An 18374-nucleotide genomic window follows, 5' to 3' on the forward strand; every position below is an offset into this window, starting at 1 on the left:
CCTAAATATATTACACACATACTTGATGAAAATGCTTGAATATAGGATAAATATCCCCATCATACATAAGGGACTGAAATGCTAAAATCAATTTTACTATCTATTCTTATTTCATTTAATACTTTCGCACTTATTTCAAGTGAGAACCCTTTCACGTACAAAGGAAATCAAATTGATATTGATTTTAAAACTGGATGGGGTGCTAAGACTGGTTGGGGTGCTGATGAAATTGAAGATATTGTAATCGATGTAATCAAAAGAGATTACAAGAAAGTATGTTTAGATGGACAGAAGTCAGCTTTATCGATTGCCGAAGATGAGCTGAAATTTAATATTTACTCTCTTAATAACTTCGATCAAGAAAGTCCTAGTGATAGTACAATTTATCTTTCTGTTTTTGTTTCAATGAAAAGTCGTTATATGTTCTCAGGTGTATTTGACAATTATCTTGTTAAAGTAGATTACGATGAGAATCTTGATCAGATTTTTATTAGTTATAGAAATGAAAACGGCGAAAATAATTCAATTAAATGCTTCTAGCTCTTTGAGCTAGAGGCGAAAGCTTATTCCAGCACCGATTGTCACACCACCTACAGATGAAACAGTCTCTGTGACAAGAGTATCCATTGAACTAGTATATAAAGTCGATATCCCGGCCTGTCCGTAGAAGCCAATTCTTGAGTACGGAGCAATCCTTATACGGCCACCAATATTATAACCATAGGCCATACCTGTTGCTTTTTCACCGAAGTTCTCTTGTTCAAAATCACCCGTTAAGATTGCACCAAAGTAGCCTTCTGCTACAAAGCTATTTCGATTAATGAAGCGATATTGGTACTGTAGTTCACCGAGAATGCTGTTGATTGAGCTATAAGTTGCGGAGGCGAAAAGATAGCCAAGAGAAATTTTAAAGCCATGGCGATGTTTTGGGTCTCTGTATTCAATCGCAAGATTTATACGATTAAAAGCAGGTGAAGTCTCGTTGGCATATTGTGCTTGAAAGCTATCCCAGTCAGTTCCAACTTCAAGTCTAGAATAGTCTAGCGAGAAGAAGCTATTTTCTCTTAATCTTTGAGCATCATTAGTGAAAATCGTTTTTACATCGTGGTCTGTTAATTCTGGAACGTGCTCGAGTTTAGTGCCATCTATTGAGTAACTAATATCATTAGTTCTCACATATGCAATCTTTCCTGATACAACTAGTGGTACAATCGTGCCTTGTTTTAAGTCATTGTCACCAACTTTGATTTTACGGCCACTTCGAATGTAGCCAATTGGTGCCGATAAATTTACATCAGCATAAACAATTGTTTGGCGTGATTTTGTCACAGCAAAACGATAGGCGAGAGAACTTAATTGAGTAAGAGAAAAAATTAACACTAAAAGTTTTTTCATATATCTATTATAATCAAAATAGAATTTTTGACTACATTAGTTTAGGATTATTTATGAGATTTCCAGGTAAGAGAAGATCAAAGCATTATTTCCCAGTAAGTGCTAAAGGTCGACTTTCTTTTGAAACAGATTTTAACCGCAAAGAAAATGTTTATATTGTTGGTATCGATCAACTGCTTGTTGATATCGAAGTCGACGCTTCATTTGAGCTTCTCGAAGAATTTAAGCTTAAGGCCGGAGAGTCTTATGTTCTATCAGATAAGGACGTGGAAGACTTGTATCAGCGCTCTTACGAAGAGGGAAGAATACTTGGCCAGTATGCTGGTGGAGCCGTTGGTAATACATTACATAATTACTCGGTATTATCGGACGACCAATCTTTTGCTCTTGGAACAATTTGTGAAACGATTAAAGTAGGTGACTACGCCTTTAAATATATTTGTAGCACTTCTTCAAAAGTAGACTTTAGCTATCTTCAGCCATGTGCAGGTAAGATGGCGAGGGCAATGTGTCTTATTACTCCAGATAAGGAGCGAACTTTTGCAATTGGTAAGGGGATTATGAATCAACTTACTGAAGAGTTTATTCCTGATGATCTTATTAAAAATTCTAGTGCATTACTTGTGACGGCCTTCTTATTAAGAGATCGCAATGCGCCTCTATTCAAGGCCACTCTTAAGGCCGTAAATATTGCTAAGGAAAATAATGTACCTGTCGTTTTTGCTCTTGGAACAAGCTCTCTTATTGAAAGTGATACACACTTTTTCAAAGAATTCATTAGAGAGAATGTAAATGTTCTAGCGATGAACCGTGATGAGGCCCAGGCCCTTCTTGATATTGATGATCCACTTCTAATAGGAGAATCTATTTTAGATTATACTGATCTTGCTCTAATCACAGATGGGGAAAGAGGGCTTTATATTGCCTCTTGGGCCTGTCAGACAAGGGCCCGTGAAACAAAAGATAAGCTACATTCTAAGTCGATTGAAAATTATAACCAATTCGAATATTCACGTTCTCAGTTAAAAGTTGATTGCCAAGAGCCTATGAAAATTTACTCTCATATTAATCCTTTTATGGGAGGGCCTGAGAATATTGAAAATACTAATGGTGCAGGGGATGCTGCTTTATCGGCCATCCTTCACGATATTGCGGCCAATGTTTATCACCAAAAGCTGCTTCCTCATTCAATTAAGCATGACGGGAAATACCTTACTTATTCTTCGATTCACCAACTTTGTAAGTATGCTAACCGAACAAGTTATGAAGTTTTGAAACAGAAATCTCCTAGACTTTCTCATAACCTACCTGTTAAGGAACAAAGTCTAGAAGAGAGCTACTGGGATATGTAAGAAAATTTTCAAGGAAAGAGGTTTTCTCGTAAAACCTCTGGATTCTTTGTAATCGGTCTGCCAACCACAAGATAGTTAGCACCCGCCTTTATGGCCGCCTCTGGTGTCATGACTCTAACCTGATCGTCATGGTCTCCATCAAGTCTAATTCCCGGACATACTTTAGAAAAGTTGAGATTACTTTCATTTTCAAAGTAATTAACAATCTCAAGATCAAGACCTGAGCATACAATCCCTCTAACACTTGAGGCCTTAACTTCCTGGAGTAAGTTTATAAGCGCATCTTTGTGACATCTTCCCCAGATATTTTGAATATCATCTTGATCGTGAGAGGTTAGGATTGTTACCGCCAAAATCTCACAACCTGGAATTACTTTTGAAATACTTTCTTGAGCAAGACTTAGCATAGCGGCGCCTCCCGTTGCATGAACAGTGAGAAAGCGAATATCTAATCCCTCAAGAGCATTGCATGCTTTAGCAACAGTTGTTGGAATGTCATGTAGCTTTAGATCAAGAAATATTTGTACTTTAAATTTTTCCTTTATTTCCTTAACTAGCTCTCGTCCGTAGCGGAGAAATAACTCAAGGCCAATTTTGACATTTTTTATTTGTGGATACTTAGACAAGAGATCTAAGACCTCTTGTCTACTCATTCCATCAAGGGCAACAAAGGTTTTATTCATTCGTCATCTCCTGAAGGCTAACCGGTGTTGCCTGAGCTTTGTTGGCCGAAATAATGGCCTTACAGACAGCATTGATATTTTCAATTCTCGTAAAACAAGGGATTGCATATTGAATGGCCGTGTTTCTAATGAATTCACCATCTGATTTTGAGCGTCCTTGATTTAGAGGCGTATTTAAAACCATCGCAAGATCTTCATTCTTAATGGCCTCTAGCATTCCAATATTACTCCCATCATCTGAAAGTTTATCTACTAGTGTTGCCTTGATTCCACATTCATCACTTAAGAATGAGTAAGTTCCCTTTGTGGCAAAGAATTTAAAACCTAGAGAATTTAGCTCTTTTATATTTTGAATCAATTGCTCATCATCTTTTCTCGCAAGAGATAGGAGAACAGACTTCTTAGTTAGAAGATCTGGGTAATTTCCAAGATAAGACTTAATCATGGCGATATCTCCATTCTTATCAATCCCTAAAGTTTCACCAGTTGATCTCATTTTTGGACCAAGAATAATTGAGTCTTGTACGAAACGGTCAAATGGAAAAGTCGATTGTTTAATAATCTTATAATCACTTTTGAAATTGTGATGGTTTTTAATCTCTTTGCCTAGAAGTGCTCTCGTTGCGATGGCCGCAAGGTTTACATCATAGGCCTTTGATAGAAATGGGATTGTTCTTGAACCTCTTGGGTTGGCCTCGATACAGTAAATCTCGTCATTTTTAAGAGCAAATTGGAAATTAATTGGTCCCGTTATCTCCATTGTATTGGCCATATCAGTGGCAAGTTTTCTCATTTTATCCACTATTTCATCTCTGGCCTTTACAGGAGGAGAGATCATTCCTGAATCCCCTGAGTGAACTCCTGCATATTCAATATGCTCACAAATAGTAAAAACAGTATTTCCATTTTTGTCTCGAATAAGATCGACATCATACTCAAGAGCATTCGAAATATAATTTTCAACTTGGAAAGTGATAGTGTTTTCGTGAAGGGATTTTAGAATTTCTTCTGGAAGGTTTTCAATGTCCTGTGGCCCTTCAAAGATAAACATACTTTCACCACCAATTACATAACTAGGCCTTATAATAACTGGATAACCGATTTCTGTAATTGTACTGATAAGGTTTTTATAACCTCTAACTTCTCTTGATGTTGTATGTGCAAGATCGATCTCTTTGGTTAGAAGATCAAAGCGCTTACGGTCCTCAACTGTATCGAGAAGTTCAAGGCTTGGGCCTAGAAAATTAAATTCTTGGTGTTTTGTTCTAAAAGGTGCCTCAAGATGAGCACGTATGTTTATTCCTGTCTGCCCACTAAATGATGTAATAACATGAGTAGGGTTTTCAAAAGCTAGAATCTCATAAAGATCTTCTGAAAATAGTGGGCTCAGGTAGAGTCTGTCTGAGCTATCATAATCTGTTGAAACTGTTTCAGGATTAGAGTTAAGAAGAATTGATTTAATACCTTGCTCTTTAAGCTCTTTAGCACTTTTTACACATGAGTAATCAAACTCAATACCTTGTCCGATTCGGTTTGGCCCTGAGCCAAAAATTGCACAACTCTCTTCGCTAATTCTTTGAACATCATTAAATTGTGTATAAGTCGAGTAGAAGTATGGTGTTAGGGCATTAAATTCCCCCGAACATGTATCAACGGCCTTAAAGACTGGCCTTATTCCAGCTTCAATTCTTTTGTCGAGAATTTGCTCCTGGCTTTTTCCAGAAAGAAGGGCCAGGTACTTATCTGAGAAACCGAATTTCTTTAATTCATAGAGTTCGTCTTGGTTGTTGATTATTTGTGAATCTTCTTTTAGCTGCAATTCCTTATCTAAGAAGCATACCATTTGATCGATAAACCAAGGAGTAATCGCACTTACTTCATGAATCTTTTGTGGCGATATCCCAAATCTTAGTGCTTCTAAAACAGTAAGTAGTGATAATTCTCTTTGATTCTTTAATCGCTCTAGTAAGTAGTCTTGTGTTATCGGATATGGTGTCGTCTTAAGCTGCTCAAGACTTGGAATCTCAAGTCCTTGCTCTGTTGCTCTTAAAGCTTTCATAAAAGCTTCATTGAAACTTCCTCCAAGAGCTAAAACTTCTCCAACTGATCTCATTTGGGGACCGAGGATTTGAGAGCTTGAAGGGAACTTATTAAATGGGAAGATTGGAATCTTAATCGCCACATAGTCTAGCGTAGGCTCGAATGCAACAGGTGAGATACGTGTAATATCGTTAAGAATTTCAAATAGTGTTAAACCTACAGCAAGTCCGGCCGAAATTTTTGCAATTGGATATCCTGTTGCCTTTGAGGCAAGTGCCGATGAGCGTGAAACGCGAGGATTCATTTCAATAACAACGATATCATTTTCATCTTTTGGATTAACTGCAAATTGTACGTTGGCGCCACCTGCAACAACATTCATATGCTTGGCAATGTTTAGCGACATTGTTCTTAATTGCTGATAGCAGTGATCTGAAATCGTTTGTGCGGGTGCAACAGTAATTGAGTCTCCTGTGTGAATTCCACAAGGGTCGATATTCTCAATTGAGCAAATGACAACACCACAGCGGTTCTTATCAACCATAACTTCGAGCTCAAGCTCTTTCCAGCCCAGTAATGACTTCTCCATAGTGATTGGGAATTTAATATCACTTGAAGAAAGAGTTTGTGCCAGTTCTTCTAAATTGTGAACAAGTGCCGCTCCTTTACCTCCAAGGGCAAAGTCTCTTCTTATAATCAGTGGAAACTTCACTTGGTCATCAGCTAACTCTAGTGCGTGATCAAAACTTTTTGCACTAAATCTCTTTCCAGATTTGTAGCCAAGCTTATCCAGCTCTTTTGCAAAGAGCTCACGATCTTCAGTTTTCTCAATAGTATCAATATTGGCCCCTAGGAGCGCAACTGCGTGATCTTTTAGGAAGTTTTCCTTCTCTAGATCAATACACATATTTAGTGCTGTTTGGCCTCCCATTGTGGAAAGAACAGCGTCAACCTTTTCTTTTAGAATGATTTTTTTAATCGTCTCTTTGGTAATTGGCTCGATATAAGTACGATGACTCATATCCTTATCTGTCATGATTGTTGCAGGATTTGAATTAAGAAGTACTACTTCAAAACCTAGCTCTCTTAATGACTTAAGGGCCTGTGTCCCACTGTAGTCAAACTCTGAAGCTTGTCCAATTTTAATAGGGCCTGAACCAATTAATAGGATCTTCTTATATGGAGAGTTGAGTTCTCCTTCGTGATACTCAGGAATATCCTTGATTTCTTCAGGAGTAATTTCCTGTGCTCCATTTTGGAGATAATCCTTGATCTCACTAAAGAATATGGATGCATCTTTTGGGCCAGGGTTTGATTCTGGGTGAAATTGTACACTTCTAACTCTTGAGTCATAACTTCTGAGTCCTTCAAGAGAGCGATCAAATAGTGAAGTGTACTCACAAAATAACTTAAGCCCAAATTGATTTTCCAATCTCTTGCTCTCAAAAGATTCTTTTTCAATTGCATAACCATGATTTTGACTTGTGATAAGAAGTTCTTGGTTATAATGAGAATAGACAGGGTGATTAGCGCCTCTTTGTCCGAAAGGAAGCTTGATTGTTTCCATTTCACATGCCAGACCTATTAGTTGGTGGCCTAGGCAAATTCCACGAATTGGAATATCTGTTTTAAGTAAATCTCTTACAGTATTGATTTCTTCTTTATAAAGCTTAGGGTCTCCTGGGCCATTGGATAAAAAGACCATCCTTGGTCTATATTCCTCAACTTCATGTGCTGGCGTATTATGTGGTACAACCACAAGAGGGTAACCTAAATCTTTTATATAATTTACGATGGCCTTTTTAATTCCGTAGTCGATAACGACAATTGGATTATCTCCATCTGTAATAACTTTCTTCACTTTAGATGAAACTTTTGAAAGCTCATTGCACTCTAGGTTGTAATCTGAAAAATTTGGCGCTTGCTCTGTTGTCGTTATTAGGCAGCGATGATCTTTTGATTTACATGAAAGATATTTTGTTAGCGCCCTTGTATCGACATCACTTATAAGTGGTAAGTCACAATTTTCTAAAAATTTATTATAAGAGAAGTTTCTTGCAATTAGGCTTGTGGCATAAGGTTTTGTGGAGTTTAGGCCTTGAGAGACTTCTTCATTGAATTCATAATTTCCTACGTGAGCAGTTGTATAAATAATATGTTGACCTAGAAAAGATGGATCAGTTGCTGTTTCTTGATACCCACTCATTCCTGTTGTAAATGCGGCCTCTCCAAAGATGCCATCTTTTAGACGAGTGTCATTTTTGTCGAGATTAATATAGGCTTTAAAAATTGTTTGGTCAGGAAAATGAAGGAAAATAGGAGTCGTTTTAAGAGATTTTTGAAAGAGTAATTCTTGGGATTGAGATAGGAGTGCGTGCCTATCAAACTTTGCTTTCGTCATTTTCCGTTAGTCCTTTTAGTGCTGAGATATGATTATAACGAGCACCAATTTTAGTGTCGCCATTAGTTATCATGGCCTCAATAATTGCCATTCGAATATAGATAGAGTTTTCAACTTGCTTATGGGCCATCCAGAGGTCTGAGTTAACGATTTCACTGTCAACTTCAATTCCAATATTTGCAGGGCCTGGGTGAAAAATTGGTGCGGTCTTTCCAATACTTAAAAGACGCTCCACATTGATTCCCCATTGAAGGTTATATGTCGACATATCAAAGCTCTTCTCATGTCGCTCATTTTGAATTCTAAGAAGATAAATCGCATCACTATTCTTTAGCGTTTCATTAAGATCATCACTTATTTTAATTAGTTTATTATCTGGCAGTTGGGCAGGCATAAACTCTTTTGGTCCACACAGTGTGATCTCGATGCCAAATAGTGGAAGTAAATCCATAAGTGAATGAGTTACTCTTGAATGAGTGCAGTCGCCAACAATACAAATTTTCTTACCAGCAAGCTCGCCTTTGAAATATTCTTTTAGCGTGAATAAGTCGAGAAGGGCCTGGGTTGGGTGCTGATTTGTTCCATCTCCACCATTAATTATCTTAATTGGCGGGTAATCCTTAAATTGCTCCAGTAGCTTTGTCTCTGTTGTACGAACAATACAAATATCAATACCTTGATAGAAGAGAGTTAATAGAGTTTGTTCGAGAGATTCGCCTTTTTTGAGAGAAGATTTCTCAGCATCGAAATTAATATGAATACCTTCAAGTTTCTTGATGGCCATTTCAAATGATAATTTTGTTCGTGTTGAATTCTCAAGAAAAGATGTTGCGACTGAAATTTTTCTTTTAAGGGGAAGTCTTGCCGGGGAACCTAATTTAAGTTCCTGGGCGCGGTGGAGGAGTTGCTCAACTTGCTCGCGGTTTAAATCTTCTATTCCTTCCAGAATAGATGGAAATCCAATCATGACATTCCAGTAGTGTTGAGATACATTTATTGAAGAAAGAATAATAAAGAGATACTCACTTGGCCACAAAAAAAAACATATTTTTTTGCAGCTTAACGAGTTAAGGAAATTAAGTGTCTACGAGCTCTGGCAATAACCAATTCATTAATAATTTCAAAGAAATTCATAACCGTACACAACTTGAAGCTTTGAAAAACGAGATCAAAGGTAATCTTTTTGAGTTTCTCGTTGCCAAGGAAATTTCCGTTTTAAATAAAATAGAAGCAAATTTTCTAAAAAATATTGATCAAGAGCTAATGAGAATGATGCGCGAATATGAAAGTTGGTTAAGGCTTCATGCGCGTACTCTTTTGGATGAACTTCCAAAACTTGCTAGAGAGATGACCAGGGCAATAAATGTAAATATAAAAGGTGATATTACCAATATTACAGTTGTTGGAAAGTTAAGTGATCATCTGATAAAGTCACAACTCCATGAAGCAGATATTGTTGCTCAAGTGAAAATTGATGATGAAGTGCGAATTATTCCTATTAGCTTAAAGTTAGTTAAGAGTGGGGCCAATATCACAACTAAATCGGCCGGAGCTAAAAGTATTTTCCAAAAGTATTTCAAGTCTTACTCAGATATTGATTTTACTCAACATACATTGAATGAATATATCGATCAGGAATTTTCTCGCTTTAATAGAAAGCTCTATGAACGCTATGATCTTGAGTACAGTGGACGTTTTGACTCGCAATGGGAGATGACCCAACTTCCTGGGGAGCTTGAGGGAGAGGACCGCGAGGATCTATTTGAACTGTATCGAAGCTTAATCAAACATTATCACGATATATTTTCAGGATTACTGGAAAAGGATAAAGATAAATTTATTTCGTCGCTATTGCCACTTATGGGCCTAGGGAATAAAGATGTTGTCCAAGGGATATGTTTTTATAAACACAATAGTTATAAATTAGATTTTTGCCACGTTGTCAATTATGCTCAGGCCGCTAAAATCTCTATCTGTGAACTTAATCCGGAGATCTCTTCATTCAATATTGAGATTGAAAACGATAAACTACAGATTCGCGTAAAACCTATGAATAAGTTTACAGCGCCATCGTACAAGATTAATTGCTCGATGAAATTTGATTACAAAAAGGATTAATATGTTTGATATTGTATTATGTCAGAGAGACTTTCAAGAAATTAAAGAATGCTTTGGTGACTCTGGAAAATTTGAAATTCATGAATTCTCTGGCGACTCCCAATTACGAGCATACTTGAATGATAATAAAACAGTACTCTTAATTACGACAAAGAGTAGTGTGAAACCTGATCTTTTTAATCTTTTTGAAATGCCAAAAAAAGGCAATTGCGAATACTACTACCTTTCTAAGTTAAATCTCGATAGAGATGAGCTTGAGGCCTGTGAGAAGTTCTTTCCAGATGTGAGAGATATCTCTGTTTGTGCTGATTATTATAGTGCTAGTGGTGTTTTTTATATCGATCAAATTGATCCTGTGGGAATGCCAAATTTTTCAAAAGAAATTATGCCTGTTCTAAAGCGCTACTTTAAAGATAGCGATTATAAAGAGGCGCTCTTTCTAGATCGTGATGGAGTATTAAATATCGACCATTCTTATGTTCATAAAATTGAAGAACTCGAATTAGTCTCAGGGGCCTACGAGTTTCTATTAGATGATTACAATAAGACTAGGCTTAAGATTGTTCTGACAAATCAGTCAGGTGTATCAAAAGGTATGTTTGAGTATACTGATGTTGAAAAATTTAATAGTGCATTAAATGAATCACTTCATCATTTAATTGATGCTTTCTATATTGCTCCATTTGAGTTTCTAAAGGGTGTTGGTCAGTATAAGTACCATTCTCTTTTAAGAAAACCTCACCCTGGGATGCTGCTAGAAGCTTGTTTTGACTTTGCTGTTGATTTGAAAAAATCATATATGGTAGGGGATAAACAAAGTGATCAACTCAACTTTCCTCTTCTCGAAACGATTCATCTAAAGAATCGCTATCCTTTAGAAGGTGTGAAATATTTGGCAAATAATTTTGCGGAAGTATTAAAATTTGCCAAGACGTTGCCAAATAAGACAAATTGAGTCAAAATAGCAGCTATGTAAAAGGAATTACATATGAAAATAATAGACTCTATGGGCCTAGCTAGATTTAATAATTTAAGTACTCTCTTTGCCCTATTTTTAACATTCATAACTTCTGCAACTTTTGCTCGACCTCTAATGAATACTGAGCTCGAGTTATCACGTCAGTTAGACTCTCTTAAAGAAAAAAGTAAAGAGTATATCTCTGTTATTAGTTCTCGCACTAATCTTGAAGAGCTTCCTATATCTAAGTATCTTTCTTTCGTTATCTTAAAAAATGGTTGTGCACCTTTTGAGCAAACAATCGAAGAGATTCAATTACAGGATGAGTCTTTTCCTGATCAGAGTGAAGGATTACTTGAAAAGCTAAACTTATGTCGTAAGTCAACTCGTGCGCTTAAGGAATTTGATGTAAGTGGCCTGGATGCAAGTGTCATTGAACGCTTAAGTGAGGAATAATAAGCTCATCACATGGCCTCTACTCCAATTAAATTCTACTATATCCATTCAACTAATCCCTATGTCAATTTAGCATTTGAAGATTATTTGTTTCGTAAACATCAGCTTGATAATAGTCATGAGCAAATTCTCATTCTTTGGAAGAGTGCTCCAAGTATTGTGATGGGGAAATTTCAAAATCCATGGATTGAGTGTCAGGTAAAAAAAATAAGAGAGCTTGGGATTAATCTTGTTAGAAGACAAAGTGGTGGTGGCTGTGTTTATCATGACCTAGGTAATTTAAACTACTCCTTCATTTGCCCTAAGTCTGCTTACGATAAATCTAAGAACGCTTCCATTATTGTATCAGGACTTAAGTCTTTGGGCATTGATGCTTTTGAAAATCATCGTCATGATCTTAGGCTTATACATAATGAAGTGGATTATAAAATATCAGGTTGTGCCTTTAAAGAAACAAAACATAGTGCCCTTCATCATGGAACGCTTTTAATTGATGCTAACCTTAATCAGTTAAATGATCTTCTGCGCTCGAAACTTACGGCCGAAGCGGCCATGGGAGTTAAGTCTGTTCCTTCACAGGTGATAAATCTGAAGCAAGTAAATGCTGATATTAATGAGTCAGTTATTGTTTCTGCCATTAAGAAGTCTTTTGAACTCAATTATAATACCCAGAGCGAGGCCTTTGAATTAGCTGAACAAGATATTTGTATGATCGATTCCCTGATGGAAAAGATTCAGTCAAATATGAGTTGGGACTGGGTTTACGGCGCAACTCCTAAGTTTTCATTCAAGGTCGCAGACTACTTGGTAACAGCTAAGTATGCTAAAGTTATTGCTTGTAATCCAGAAAATCCTTCTTTAATTGATCTAATTGTCGACAAGGATTATTATTTATCAAGACAAGATTTTAAACTTACTCAGCAGCAAAGCGAATTTATTAAGGAATGTCACCGTATTCTCTTTGTTTAGCTTATCGGAGAAGAAATGAGAGAGACTATTCATATTATTCCAGGTGAGGCCATCATCAATGAAGGCGAGGAAAGTAGTTGTATGTACCTCTTAAAAGAAGGCACGCTGGCCGTCTATAAAGATGTTGAAGGTGAACAGAAACAGATAGGAACGATTTATAGTGGTGAATTTGTCGGTGAAGTAAGTTTTCTTGATAAGAGAACTCGTTGTGCCACTGTTAAGGCCATTACTGATTGTGAGCTTGAGATTTTTGATGCACAAAAATTCAATGAGTTTATCGAGTCGAGGCCTAAATGGTTACAGAGTATGATGAAGACCTTGGCCGATCGCCTTCGTTCAACTAATGAAAAGATAAAAGTTTAAAAGGATAGTGATATGAGTAGCCCAACTAATTTATTCATTAATGCTAATCAATATCTTATTCGTGAAGGTGATGAGAGTACAGAAATCTATATCCTCGAAGAGGGAACTCTTGGGGTCTATAAAGTTAGAAATGACCAAGAGGTTAAGATTGGAACGATCTTTCCTGGAGAGTTAGTTGGTGAGATGAGTTTCTTTGATCGAGGCCCACGTTGTGCCACGATCAAGGCACTGACAAACTCAAGGCTAATAGTCATCCCTTCAGTTAAATTTGAAGCTTATTTAAGTAAGCAACCTAAGTGGTTTAGAAATTTATTAGAAACTTTAATTGATCGAATCCGAAAAGCATCAAGTCGTATTAGGCCAGAAGTTTAGCTATTTTTGAGTCTTCTAAAATCATAAAGATTTTCATCAGTGATTTCATTATTGTCACATGAAAGGTGGTGTAGCTTCTCTATTGTTGCAAGGACTCGTGGCACTTGCTCAAATTTGTTGTTATCGATATTTAAGCGTCTAAGTTCTTTGAGCCACTCAAATTCATTAGGAAGAGTTGTTAGTTGATTGTTTTGTAGTTCAAGGCTTTCAAGCTTGCTTTGTTCCACGCACCAATTAGGAAGTATTGTAAGATTGCAATTTGCTAATTGGAGTATTTTTAAGTTTTTAAGATGACTTCCTGCTAGCTCTTGTAAGTTGCATACTCCCTTGAGCTTTAAGATTTCAAGATGTTGAGCATTACTCAGTGTAAGTTTGCACTGAGCTTGGGCGTAGATATATAGCTTTCTTAAAGACGATAGTTTTGCACAGTCGATTATGATGTGACACGAGTGCTTAAGTGAGAATTCGAGATTTTCTACGGATAAGTAATTATCAATATTTTTGCTGGCCTCAAAGAGGTCATGCTTCTTACTTAGCTTTAGTAACATAACTACTATTGTAGCATAGCTAAAAAAATTAGAGGTATTGAATAAATTTATTATTCTTATCGACTAAGATCTGTTTTGGTCTAATATCTTTTTGGTCAGTCATTTGAAAACCAATAATGATAACTTCGTGGCCCACATTTATAAGATGAGCGGCAGCACCATTTAGACAAATCTCTCCTGAACCGCGTTCGCCTTTGATAACATAAGTTTCTAAGCGCGCTCCATTCGTATTAGAGACGATAAGAACTTTTTGTCCTGGCCATAAATCGACAAGCTCAAGTAACTCTTCATCAATCGTAATTGAACCGATGTAATTTAAGTCGGCCTGTGTAACCACGGCCTTGTGAATTTTTGATTGTAACATTTCACGCATAAGAGCTTTTTATCAAATTAGTCTTGGCCCGCCAATGAAAAATTAAGGTTTTGTTAACTAGTTCACCTATAAAATTTCTAACAATCACAATACTTATTGTTTTGAATCTGGCCCTGGAATACCTAGGAAGTACAAGATAGATGTCATTGGTCCGTGACTCATGTGATTTTGAGCATTTTTACGCACGATGTCTTTTGCATGGAAGGCGATCCCTAGGCCGGCCTGCGCTAGCATTGGAAGATCATTTGCACCGTCCCCAATAGCAACAACTTGTTCAAGTGAAATATTTTCTTGTTGAGCAATAAGGTTAACAAGAACGGCCTTCTGGTCAGCGTTAATAATTGTTCCTTTTACACGCCCAGTGAGCTCGCCACCCTCAATTTCAAGTTCATTAGCAAACGCATAATCGAGGTCTAATTTCTCTTTTAGGTAATTAGCAAAGTAAGTGAAACCACCAGAGATGACAGCAACTTTGTATCCATATTTCTTTACTGTGCGAATAAAGTCTTCAACACCATCTGTAAGAGGCAGATTTAAAGAAATATCTTGTAGTGTCTTCTCGCTTAAGCCTTTTAAATGTGAGACGCGTTCAATGAGAGATTGATTAAAATCAATCTCACCATTCATTGCTCTTTCTGTGATTTCTGAAACCTTGGCCCCTATTCCGTGCACCTTTGCAAGCTCATCAATGACCTCGGCCTGAATTAGTGTTGAGTCCATATCAAAGACGATAAGTCTTTTCGAGCGTCTAAAGACGTCATCACGGATGAAAGCAATATCTGTATGATGACGATTGCTTATATTAAGTAGATCGGACTTTACCTTATTTAAGCCAACTTTCTCAGGTACGTCAGTTAGAACCTCAAGAGAGTTAAAGCCTTCTTTTGATACATTATCAATTCGGTAAATGTTAATATCGTTATGTGCTAAGCATTGGGCAACATCAGCGATAAAATTTGCAGAGATCTTCTTTGGCGCAACACAATTTAAGATAAAGCTATTATAAGGAGTTTTATAAGTTGTCTCTGCACTTACAATCGAATACTCAAGTTTGAGTCCCATTTCATGGGCCGTGAAAAGTAGTTCTTTAAGAACATTTTGATTTTCACCTTTCTTCTCACTCATCTTAATAACAAAAGATAGCGACAATAAGTTATGTGTAATTGCTTGGTTGATATCAGTTATATCAGTATTGTTCTCACTGATAACTTTCATGAGGCCAGCTGTAATACCTGGACGGTCTTGTCCTGATACGGTGATAATGATTTCTTTTATTCCGTTTTCTAAGCTATTTGGCATGGCTGATCCTTCTATTTATTTTTGCTTTCGCTCTTTTCTTACTTCTGAAATCTTCTTAAATAAGCCGAAGGTATAAACTAGGGCCGAAAAAACAGAAAATACGAACGAAAGGTAAATAAGTATTGTCCCTACTAATGGGAATGAGAAACCAAATGGTTTATCCCAGGCCATAAGCATTGGAATGGCCATCATCTGAAGTGTTGTCTTCCATTTTCCAAGTTGGTTAACACTTACTTTTAGGCCTTTTTCCATCGCAAGTAGACGAAGCGCTGTCATATACATTTCACGCAGAACTAAAACAATGACAACAATCACGTTGACGCGATCGAGGGCCTGTAAAAGAATAAGAGATGAGACAACAAGGAACTTATCTGCAATTGGATCAAGAAATGAGCCAAATACAGTAACGATATTTCTTTTGCGAGCTATATAGCCATCTAGAAAGTCTGTGAATGATGCGAGGACAAATGTCCATGCCGCAATATAGCCAAGTGTTTTAACTGTGGCCTTAAAAATATTTTCTTCGAATAAACAGAGGTAAAGGGTCAGGCAAATAACGGGGATGAGTGCAACTCGGAAAATTGTAAGGCGATTGGGGAGATTATCGATTTCCCATTCACTGAGAATTTCCTTTTGTGAGACAGTATTATGTGAGTTTTGCATTTTATTTTCCGACATATTTACTCAATGAAGATTTTTCCTATTTATTAAACTTTAAACCTTCGGCCCATAAACGTCTATAATAATTAACATAAATTACTTAAATCGAATAAAAGGATAACTCGAGCTATGAAAAAGCATCTCAATCTTATTAAAACAGGTCACCAATCTATTGAAAAGCGTGTGTTTCCACGTTTTCCTTTTAGTTACTTAGTTTTTAAAAGAGAAGATAATTCGAAAAATTATCAAGTTCGAGATATTTCATATGGTGGAATGAGTCTAACACTTAGTGATGGTGATTTAGGCGCGCAGATGGAAGATAAATTCTCTGGAGAGATTCACTGGTATGACCAAAAAGTAAAAGTAAAATGTATTGTAAGAAGAGTTGAAAAAGACAATCTTGGAATTGAGTTCATTAAAGATGATATCTTTGACAAGACGCTTTTAAACTTTCTATCAGTTGCTAATGTTTCAAAAAATCTTAGACCAATTCACGAATATGATGAGCAGCTTGAGCTTCCTGTGGGACTTAAGACTTGGCTTCGTTGTGATGGGCCATTTGAGATTTTCATATGGCACCACAGAGATGGTGAAATTTCAAAAATTCAAATCCTTATGATGGACTCTATTCTAGAGTGGACTGATGGCGAAGGGATTCAGACAGGAAAAGTTCTTAATGTTAGAAGCTCTGACAAGCCATTAACGCACGAAGAAGAATTTGAATTCCTTATTGATACTCCAGTCGATCAGGATCGTTTAGACTTTGCACGTGAACTTGTTGCCCACGTTCCAAAGAGTCTTATTTCCGAAGGTGATCTTGAGTTTCTAACGCGAAAAGTTATTGGTTAATATAACCTTAAGCGCTTAATCGTTAGTTTAATTCATTTATTTCAAAACGAAGCTTTTCAATTGAGGTTTATCTCCTTAAAATAATGCTAAATGTTTTGAATTAAAAGGATTGATAATGAATAGAAACCTCGCTTTAGAATTTGTAAGAGTTACTGAAATGGCCGCTATTAGCTCAGCTAGGCTAATGGGACGTGGTGATGAAAAGGCCGCAGACCAAGCAGCAGTTGATGCCATGAGAACAATGCTAGACTCTGTTGAGTGTAATGCAACTGTTGTTATTGGTGAAGGTGAGCGCGATGAGGCACCGATGCTCTACATTGGCGAAAAGGTTGGTTCGGGCAATGGCCCAGAGCTTGATATTGCTCTAGATCCTTTAGAGGGAACGACAGTATGTGCAAATGGTGGTTGGAACTCAATCGCAGTAATGGCCATTGCTGAAAAAGGTAATTTCCTAAATGCTCCTGATACTTATATGGAAAAAATCGCTGTAGGTCCTGAAGGAAAAGGTCTTATCAATATTGATGATACTCCTGCCGAGAACTTAAAAAGACTTGCTGAGGCAAAGAAGTGTCGTATTCAAGATCTTACTGCTGTTATTTTAGATCGCCCTCGCCACGAAGAATTAATTAGACAGGTAAGAGACGCTGGTGCTCGTATCCAATTAATTGGTGACGGTGATGTTTCTGCTGCAATTGCTTGTAGTGAGCCAGATAGTGGTATCGATATCCTTTTTGGGACAGGTGGTGCACCTGAAGGTGTAATCGCTGCAGCGGCCCTTCGTTGTATTGGTGGAGATTTTCAAGGAAGACTTAAGCCAAGAAATGATGAAGAAATCGCTCGTGCTAAAACAATGGGAATTGATGATATCAATAAGATCTACACAATCGATGAGCTGGCTTCTGGAAATGTAATGTTCTGTGCAACAGGTGTTACAGATGGAAGTTTTTTAAATGGTGTAAAATTCAAGTCATGGGGTGCGATTACTGAATCAATCGTTATGAGAAGTCAGTCGGGAACGATTAGAAGAATCGTTGCTGAACATAGATTTGATACAAAACCACGCTACTAATTTTTTAAATAATAATTACAAGGAAGTTGATTATGGCAAAGGCAAGCCGCACTGAAGTTTTTGATATTGATATTAATAAACTATATGACGTTATTGTTGACTTTGAATCTTACCCAGAATTTGTTCTTGGTGTGAATGAAATTAAAGTTCATGATATGACTGAAGCAAGTGGTGTTGTTGAATACTCAATCGATATGATTAAAAAATTAAATTACCAACTTGATATGGAAATGAGCCGTCCTAATAAGGTTGCTTGGACATTCAAGAAAGGTGATTTATTTAAAGTTAACGACGGTGGATGGGATTTAAAAGATCTTGGTGAAGGTAAAACTGAAGTAACATATAGTTTAGAGATCGAAGTCAAAGGATTTATCCCAGGCGCTAAGATGATCGTAAATAAGCTTACTGAAACATCACTGCCTTCTATGATGAAAAGCTTCTACGAGCGCGCAAAGAACTAGTGAGTCGA

General features: G+C 37.0%; 19 protein-coding genes. 11 read left to right on the forward strand and 8 right to left on the reverse strand.

The features are described from left to right. The first annotated feature begins 78 nt into the window (after positions 1 to 78). A complete protein-coding gene (locus tag ABMA70_RS00900) occupies positions 79 to 540 on the forward strand; it encodes a hypothetical protein (RefSeq protein WP_103217116.1) in 462 nt (153 codons plus the stop codon). Positions 541 to 549: 9 nt separating this feature from the next. Here the strand turns inward: ABMA70_RS00900 and ABMA70_RS00905 are convergent, their stop codons facing one another. Next, entirely contained in the window at positions 550 to 1395 is an 846-nt protein-coding gene (locus ABMA70_RS00905; RefSeq protein ID WP_103217117.1) for a hypothetical protein, read from the reverse strand. Between the two features lie 53 nt (positions 1396 to 1448). Between ABMA70_RS00905 and ABMA70_RS00910 the strand changes: the two genes are divergently transcribed. Beyond that, complete coding sequence (locus tag ABMA70_RS00910) at positions 1449 to 2747, forward strand: inosine/guanosine kinase (protein ID WP_103217118.1); 1299 nt, start codon at positions 1449 to 1451, stop codon at positions 2745 to 2747. An 8-nt stretch (positions 2748 to 2755) separates the two neighbouring features. Here the strand turns inward: ABMA70_RS00910 and pyrF are convergent, their stop codons facing one another. Genes pyrF through ABMA70_RS00925 form a run of 3 tightly spaced genes read right to left on the reverse strand, consistent with a single transcriptional unit; the run spans position 2756 to position 8838 of the window. Continuing rightward, on the reverse strand, positions 2756 to 3430 hold the full coding sequence (gene pyrF, locus ABMA70_RS00915; protein ID WP_392992100.1) for an orotidine-5'-phosphate decarboxylase: 675 nt from the start codon (positions 3428 to 3430) through the stop codon (positions 2756 to 2758). Next, positions 3423 to 7871, reverse strand: coding sequence for a carbamoyl-phosphate synthase large subunit (gene carB / locus ABMA70_RS00920; protein ID WP_392992098.1), 4449 nt, complete (start codon positions 7869 to 7871; stop codon positions 3423 to 3425). Before carB ends, pyrF begins: the two co-directional genes overlap by 8 nt. Further along, complete coding sequence (locus ABMA70_RS00925; protein WP_392992096.1) at positions 7852 to 8838, reverse strand: aspartate carbamoyltransferase catalytic subunit; 987 nt, start codon at positions 8836 to 8838, stop codon at positions 7852 to 7854. The genes carB and ABMA70_RS00925 overlap by 20 nt, the downstream gene beginning before the upstream one ends. Positions 8839 to 8951: 113 nt before the next feature. Here ABMA70_RS00925 and ABMA70_RS00930 point away from each other — a divergent pair, with 113 nt between their 5' ends. Genes ABMA70_RS00930 through ABMA70_RS00955 form a run of 6 tightly spaced genes read left to right on the forward strand, consistent with a single transcriptional unit; the run spans position 8952 to position 13107 of the window. Continuing rightward, positions 8952 to 9989: a hypothetical protein gene (locus ABMA70_RS00930; RefSeq protein ID WP_392992094.1), complete on the forward strand. Its 1038-nt coding sequence runs from the start codon at positions 8952 to 8954 to the stop codon at positions 9987 to 9989. Between the two features lies 1 nt (position 9990). After that, positions 9991 to 10944, forward strand: a complete 954-nt coding sequence (locus ABMA70_RS00935) for an HAD-IIIA family hydrolase (RefSeq protein WP_392992092.1) — start codon at positions 9991 to 9993, stop codon at positions 10942 to 10944. Between the two features lie 33 nt (positions 10945 to 10977). Beyond that, positions 10978 to 11403 carry a hypothetical protein gene (locus ABMA70_RS00940; RefSeq protein ID WP_103217124.1) on the forward strand — a complete coding sequence of 142 codons (426 nt, stop codon included), beginning with the start codon at positions 10978 to 10980 and terminating at the stop codon, positions 11401 to 11403. A 12-nt stretch (positions 11404 to 11415) separates the two neighbouring features. Then, on the forward strand, positions 11416 to 12372 hold the full coding sequence (locus ABMA70_RS00945) for a lipoate--protein ligase (protein WP_392992089.1): 957 nt from the start codon (positions 11416 to 11418) through the stop codon (positions 12370 to 12372). 15 nt (positions 12373 to 12387) lie between these two features. Beyond that, positions 12388 to 12735: a Crp/Fnr family transcriptional regulator gene (locus ABMA70_RS00950; RefSeq protein ID WP_392992088.1), complete on the forward strand. Its 348-nt coding sequence runs from the start codon at positions 12388 to 12390 to the stop codon at positions 12733 to 12735. A 12-nt stretch (positions 12736 to 12747) separates the two neighbouring features. Beyond that, positions 12748 to 13107, forward strand: a complete 360-nt coding sequence (locus ABMA70_RS00955; RefSeq protein WP_103217127.1) for a Crp/Fnr family transcriptional regulator — start codon at positions 12748 to 12750, stop codon at positions 13105 to 13107. On the opposite strand, the gene ABMA70_RS00960 is transcribed toward ABMA70_RS00955, so the two are convergent. The 4 genes from ABMA70_RS00960 to pgsA form a co-directional block, all read right to left on the reverse strand. Continuing rightward, the gene (locus ABMA70_RS00960; RefSeq protein WP_392992085.1) at positions 13104 to 13655 is read right to left on the reverse strand and encodes a leucine-rich repeat domain-containing protein; all 552 of its coding nucleotides are present in this window, start codon (positions 13653 to 13655) and stop codon (positions 13104 to 13106) included. The two genes, ABMA70_RS00955 and ABMA70_RS00960, sit on opposite strands and share 4 nt — an antisense overlap. A 28-nt stretch (positions 13656 to 13683) precedes the next feature. Then, entirely contained in the window at positions 13684 to 14028 is a 345-nt protein-coding gene (gene panD, locus ABMA70_RS00965) for an aspartate 1-decarboxylase (RefSeq protein WP_021267374.1), read from the reverse strand. Positions 14029 to 14121: 93 nt separating this feature from the next. Beyond that, complete coding sequence (gene serB, locus ABMA70_RS00970) at positions 14122 to 15327, reverse strand: phosphoserine phosphatase SerB (RefSeq protein ID WP_103217129.1); 1206 nt, start codon at positions 15325 to 15327, stop codon at positions 14122 to 14124. 15 nt (positions 15328 to 15342) lie between these two features. Continuing rightward, positions 15343 to 15990: a CDP-diacylglycerol--glycerol-3-phosphate 3-phosphatidyltransferase gene (gene pgsA / locus ABMA70_RS00975; protein ID WP_392992083.1), complete on the reverse strand. Its 648-nt coding sequence runs from the start codon at positions 15988 to 15990 to the stop codon at positions 15343 to 15345. A 126-nt stretch (positions 15991 to 16116) separates the two neighbouring features. Between pgsA and ABMA70_RS00980 the strand changes: the two genes are divergently transcribed. From ABMA70_RS00980 to ABMA70_RS00990, 3 genes are all read left to right on the forward strand, one after another. Continuing rightward, complete coding sequence (locus tag ABMA70_RS00980) at positions 16117 to 16836, forward strand: PilZ domain-containing protein (protein ID WP_103217131.1); 720 nt, start codon at positions 16117 to 16119, stop codon at positions 16834 to 16836. A 115-nt stretch (positions 16837 to 16951) separates the two neighbouring features. Further along, entirely contained in the window at positions 16952 to 17905 is a 954-nt protein-coding gene (gene glpX / locus ABMA70_RS00985) for a class II fructose-bisphosphatase (RefSeq protein WP_103217132.1), read from the forward strand. A 32-nt stretch (positions 17906 to 17937) separates the two neighbouring features. Then, complete coding sequence (locus tag ABMA70_RS00990; RefSeq protein ID WP_103217133.1) at positions 17938 to 18366, forward strand: type II toxin-antitoxin system RatA family toxin; 429 nt, start codon at positions 17938 to 17940, stop codon at positions 18364 to 18366. Positions 18367 to 18374 lie beyond the last annotated feature (8 nt).

The sequence above is a fragment of the Halobacteriovorax sp. XZX-3 genome (assembly GCF_043196495.1).
GTDB lineage: Bacteria > Bdellovibrionota > Bacteriovoracia > Bacteriovoracales > Bacteriovoracaceae > Halobacteriovorax_A.

Bases quoted from the DNA above. Each gene is read 5' to 3' on its own strand.
- serB (WP_103217129.1), bottom strand. From the start codon at position 15,327: ATGCCAAATAGCTTAGAAAACGGAATAAAAGAAATCATTATCACCGTA.
- ABMA70_RS00905 (WP_103217117.1), bottom strand. From the start codon at position 1,395: ATGAAAAAACTTTTAGTGTTAATTTTTTCTCTTACTCAATTAAGTTCT.
- ABMA70_RS00960 (WP_392992085.1), bottom strand. From the start codon at position 13,655: ATGTTACTAAAGCTAAGTAAGAAGCATGACCTCTTTGAGGCCAGCAAA.
- carB (WP_392992098.1), bottom strand. From the start codon at position 7,871: ATGACGAAAGCAAAGTTTGATAGGCACGCACTCCTATCTCAATCCCAA.
- panD (WP_021267374.1), bottom strand. From the start codon at position 14,028: ATGCGTGAAATGTTACAATCAAAAATTCACAAGGCCGTGGTTACACAG.
- ABMA70_RS00900 (WP_103217116.1), top strand. From the start codon at position 79: ATGCTAAAATCAATTTTACTATCTATTCTTATTTCATTTAATACTTTC.
- pgsA (WP_392992083.1), bottom strand. From the start codon at position 15,990: ATGCAAAACTCACATAATACTGTCTCACAAAAGGAAATTCTCAGTGAA.
- ABMA70_RS00935 (WP_392992092.1), top strand. From the start codon at position 9,991: ATGTTTGATATTGTATTATGTCAGAGAGACTTTCAAGAAATTAAAGAA.
- pyrF (WP_392992100.1), bottom strand. From the start codon at position 3,430: ATGAATAAAACCTTTGTTGCCCTTGATGGAATGAGTAGACAAGAGGTC.
- ABMA70_RS00910 (WP_103217118.1), top strand. From the start codon at position 1,449: ATGAGATTTCCAGGTAAGAGAAGATCAAAGCATTATTTCCCAGTAAGT.
- ABMA70_RS00940 (WP_103217124.1), top strand. From the start codon at position 10,978: ATGAAAATAATAGACTCTATGGGCCTAGCTAGATTTAATAATTTAAGT.
- ABMA70_RS00955 (WP_103217127.1), top strand. From the start codon at position 12,748: ATGAGTAGCCCAACTAATTTATTCATTAATGCTAATCAATATCTTATT.
- ABMA70_RS00945 (WP_392992089.1), top strand. From the start codon at position 11,416: ATGGCCTCTACTCCAATTAAATTCTACTATATCCATTCAACTAATCCC.
- ABMA70_RS00980 (WP_103217131.1), top strand. From the start codon at position 16,117: ATGAAAAAGCATCTCAATCTTATTAAAACAGGTCACCAATCTATTGAA.
- glpX (WP_103217132.1), top strand. From the start codon at position 16,952: ATGAATAGAAACCTCGCTTTAGAATTTGTAAGAGTTACTGAAATGGCC.
- ABMA70_RS00925 (WP_392992096.1), bottom strand. From the start codon at position 8,838: ATGATTGGATTTCCATCTATTCTGGAAGGAATAGAAGATTTAAACCGC.
- ABMA70_RS00990 (WP_103217133.1), top strand. From the start codon at position 17,938: ATGGCAAAGGCAAGCCGCACTGAAGTTTTTGATATTGATATTAATAAA.
- ABMA70_RS00950 (WP_392992088.1), top strand. From the start codon at position 12,388: ATGAGAGAGACTATTCATATTATTCCAGGTGAGGCCATCATCAATGAA.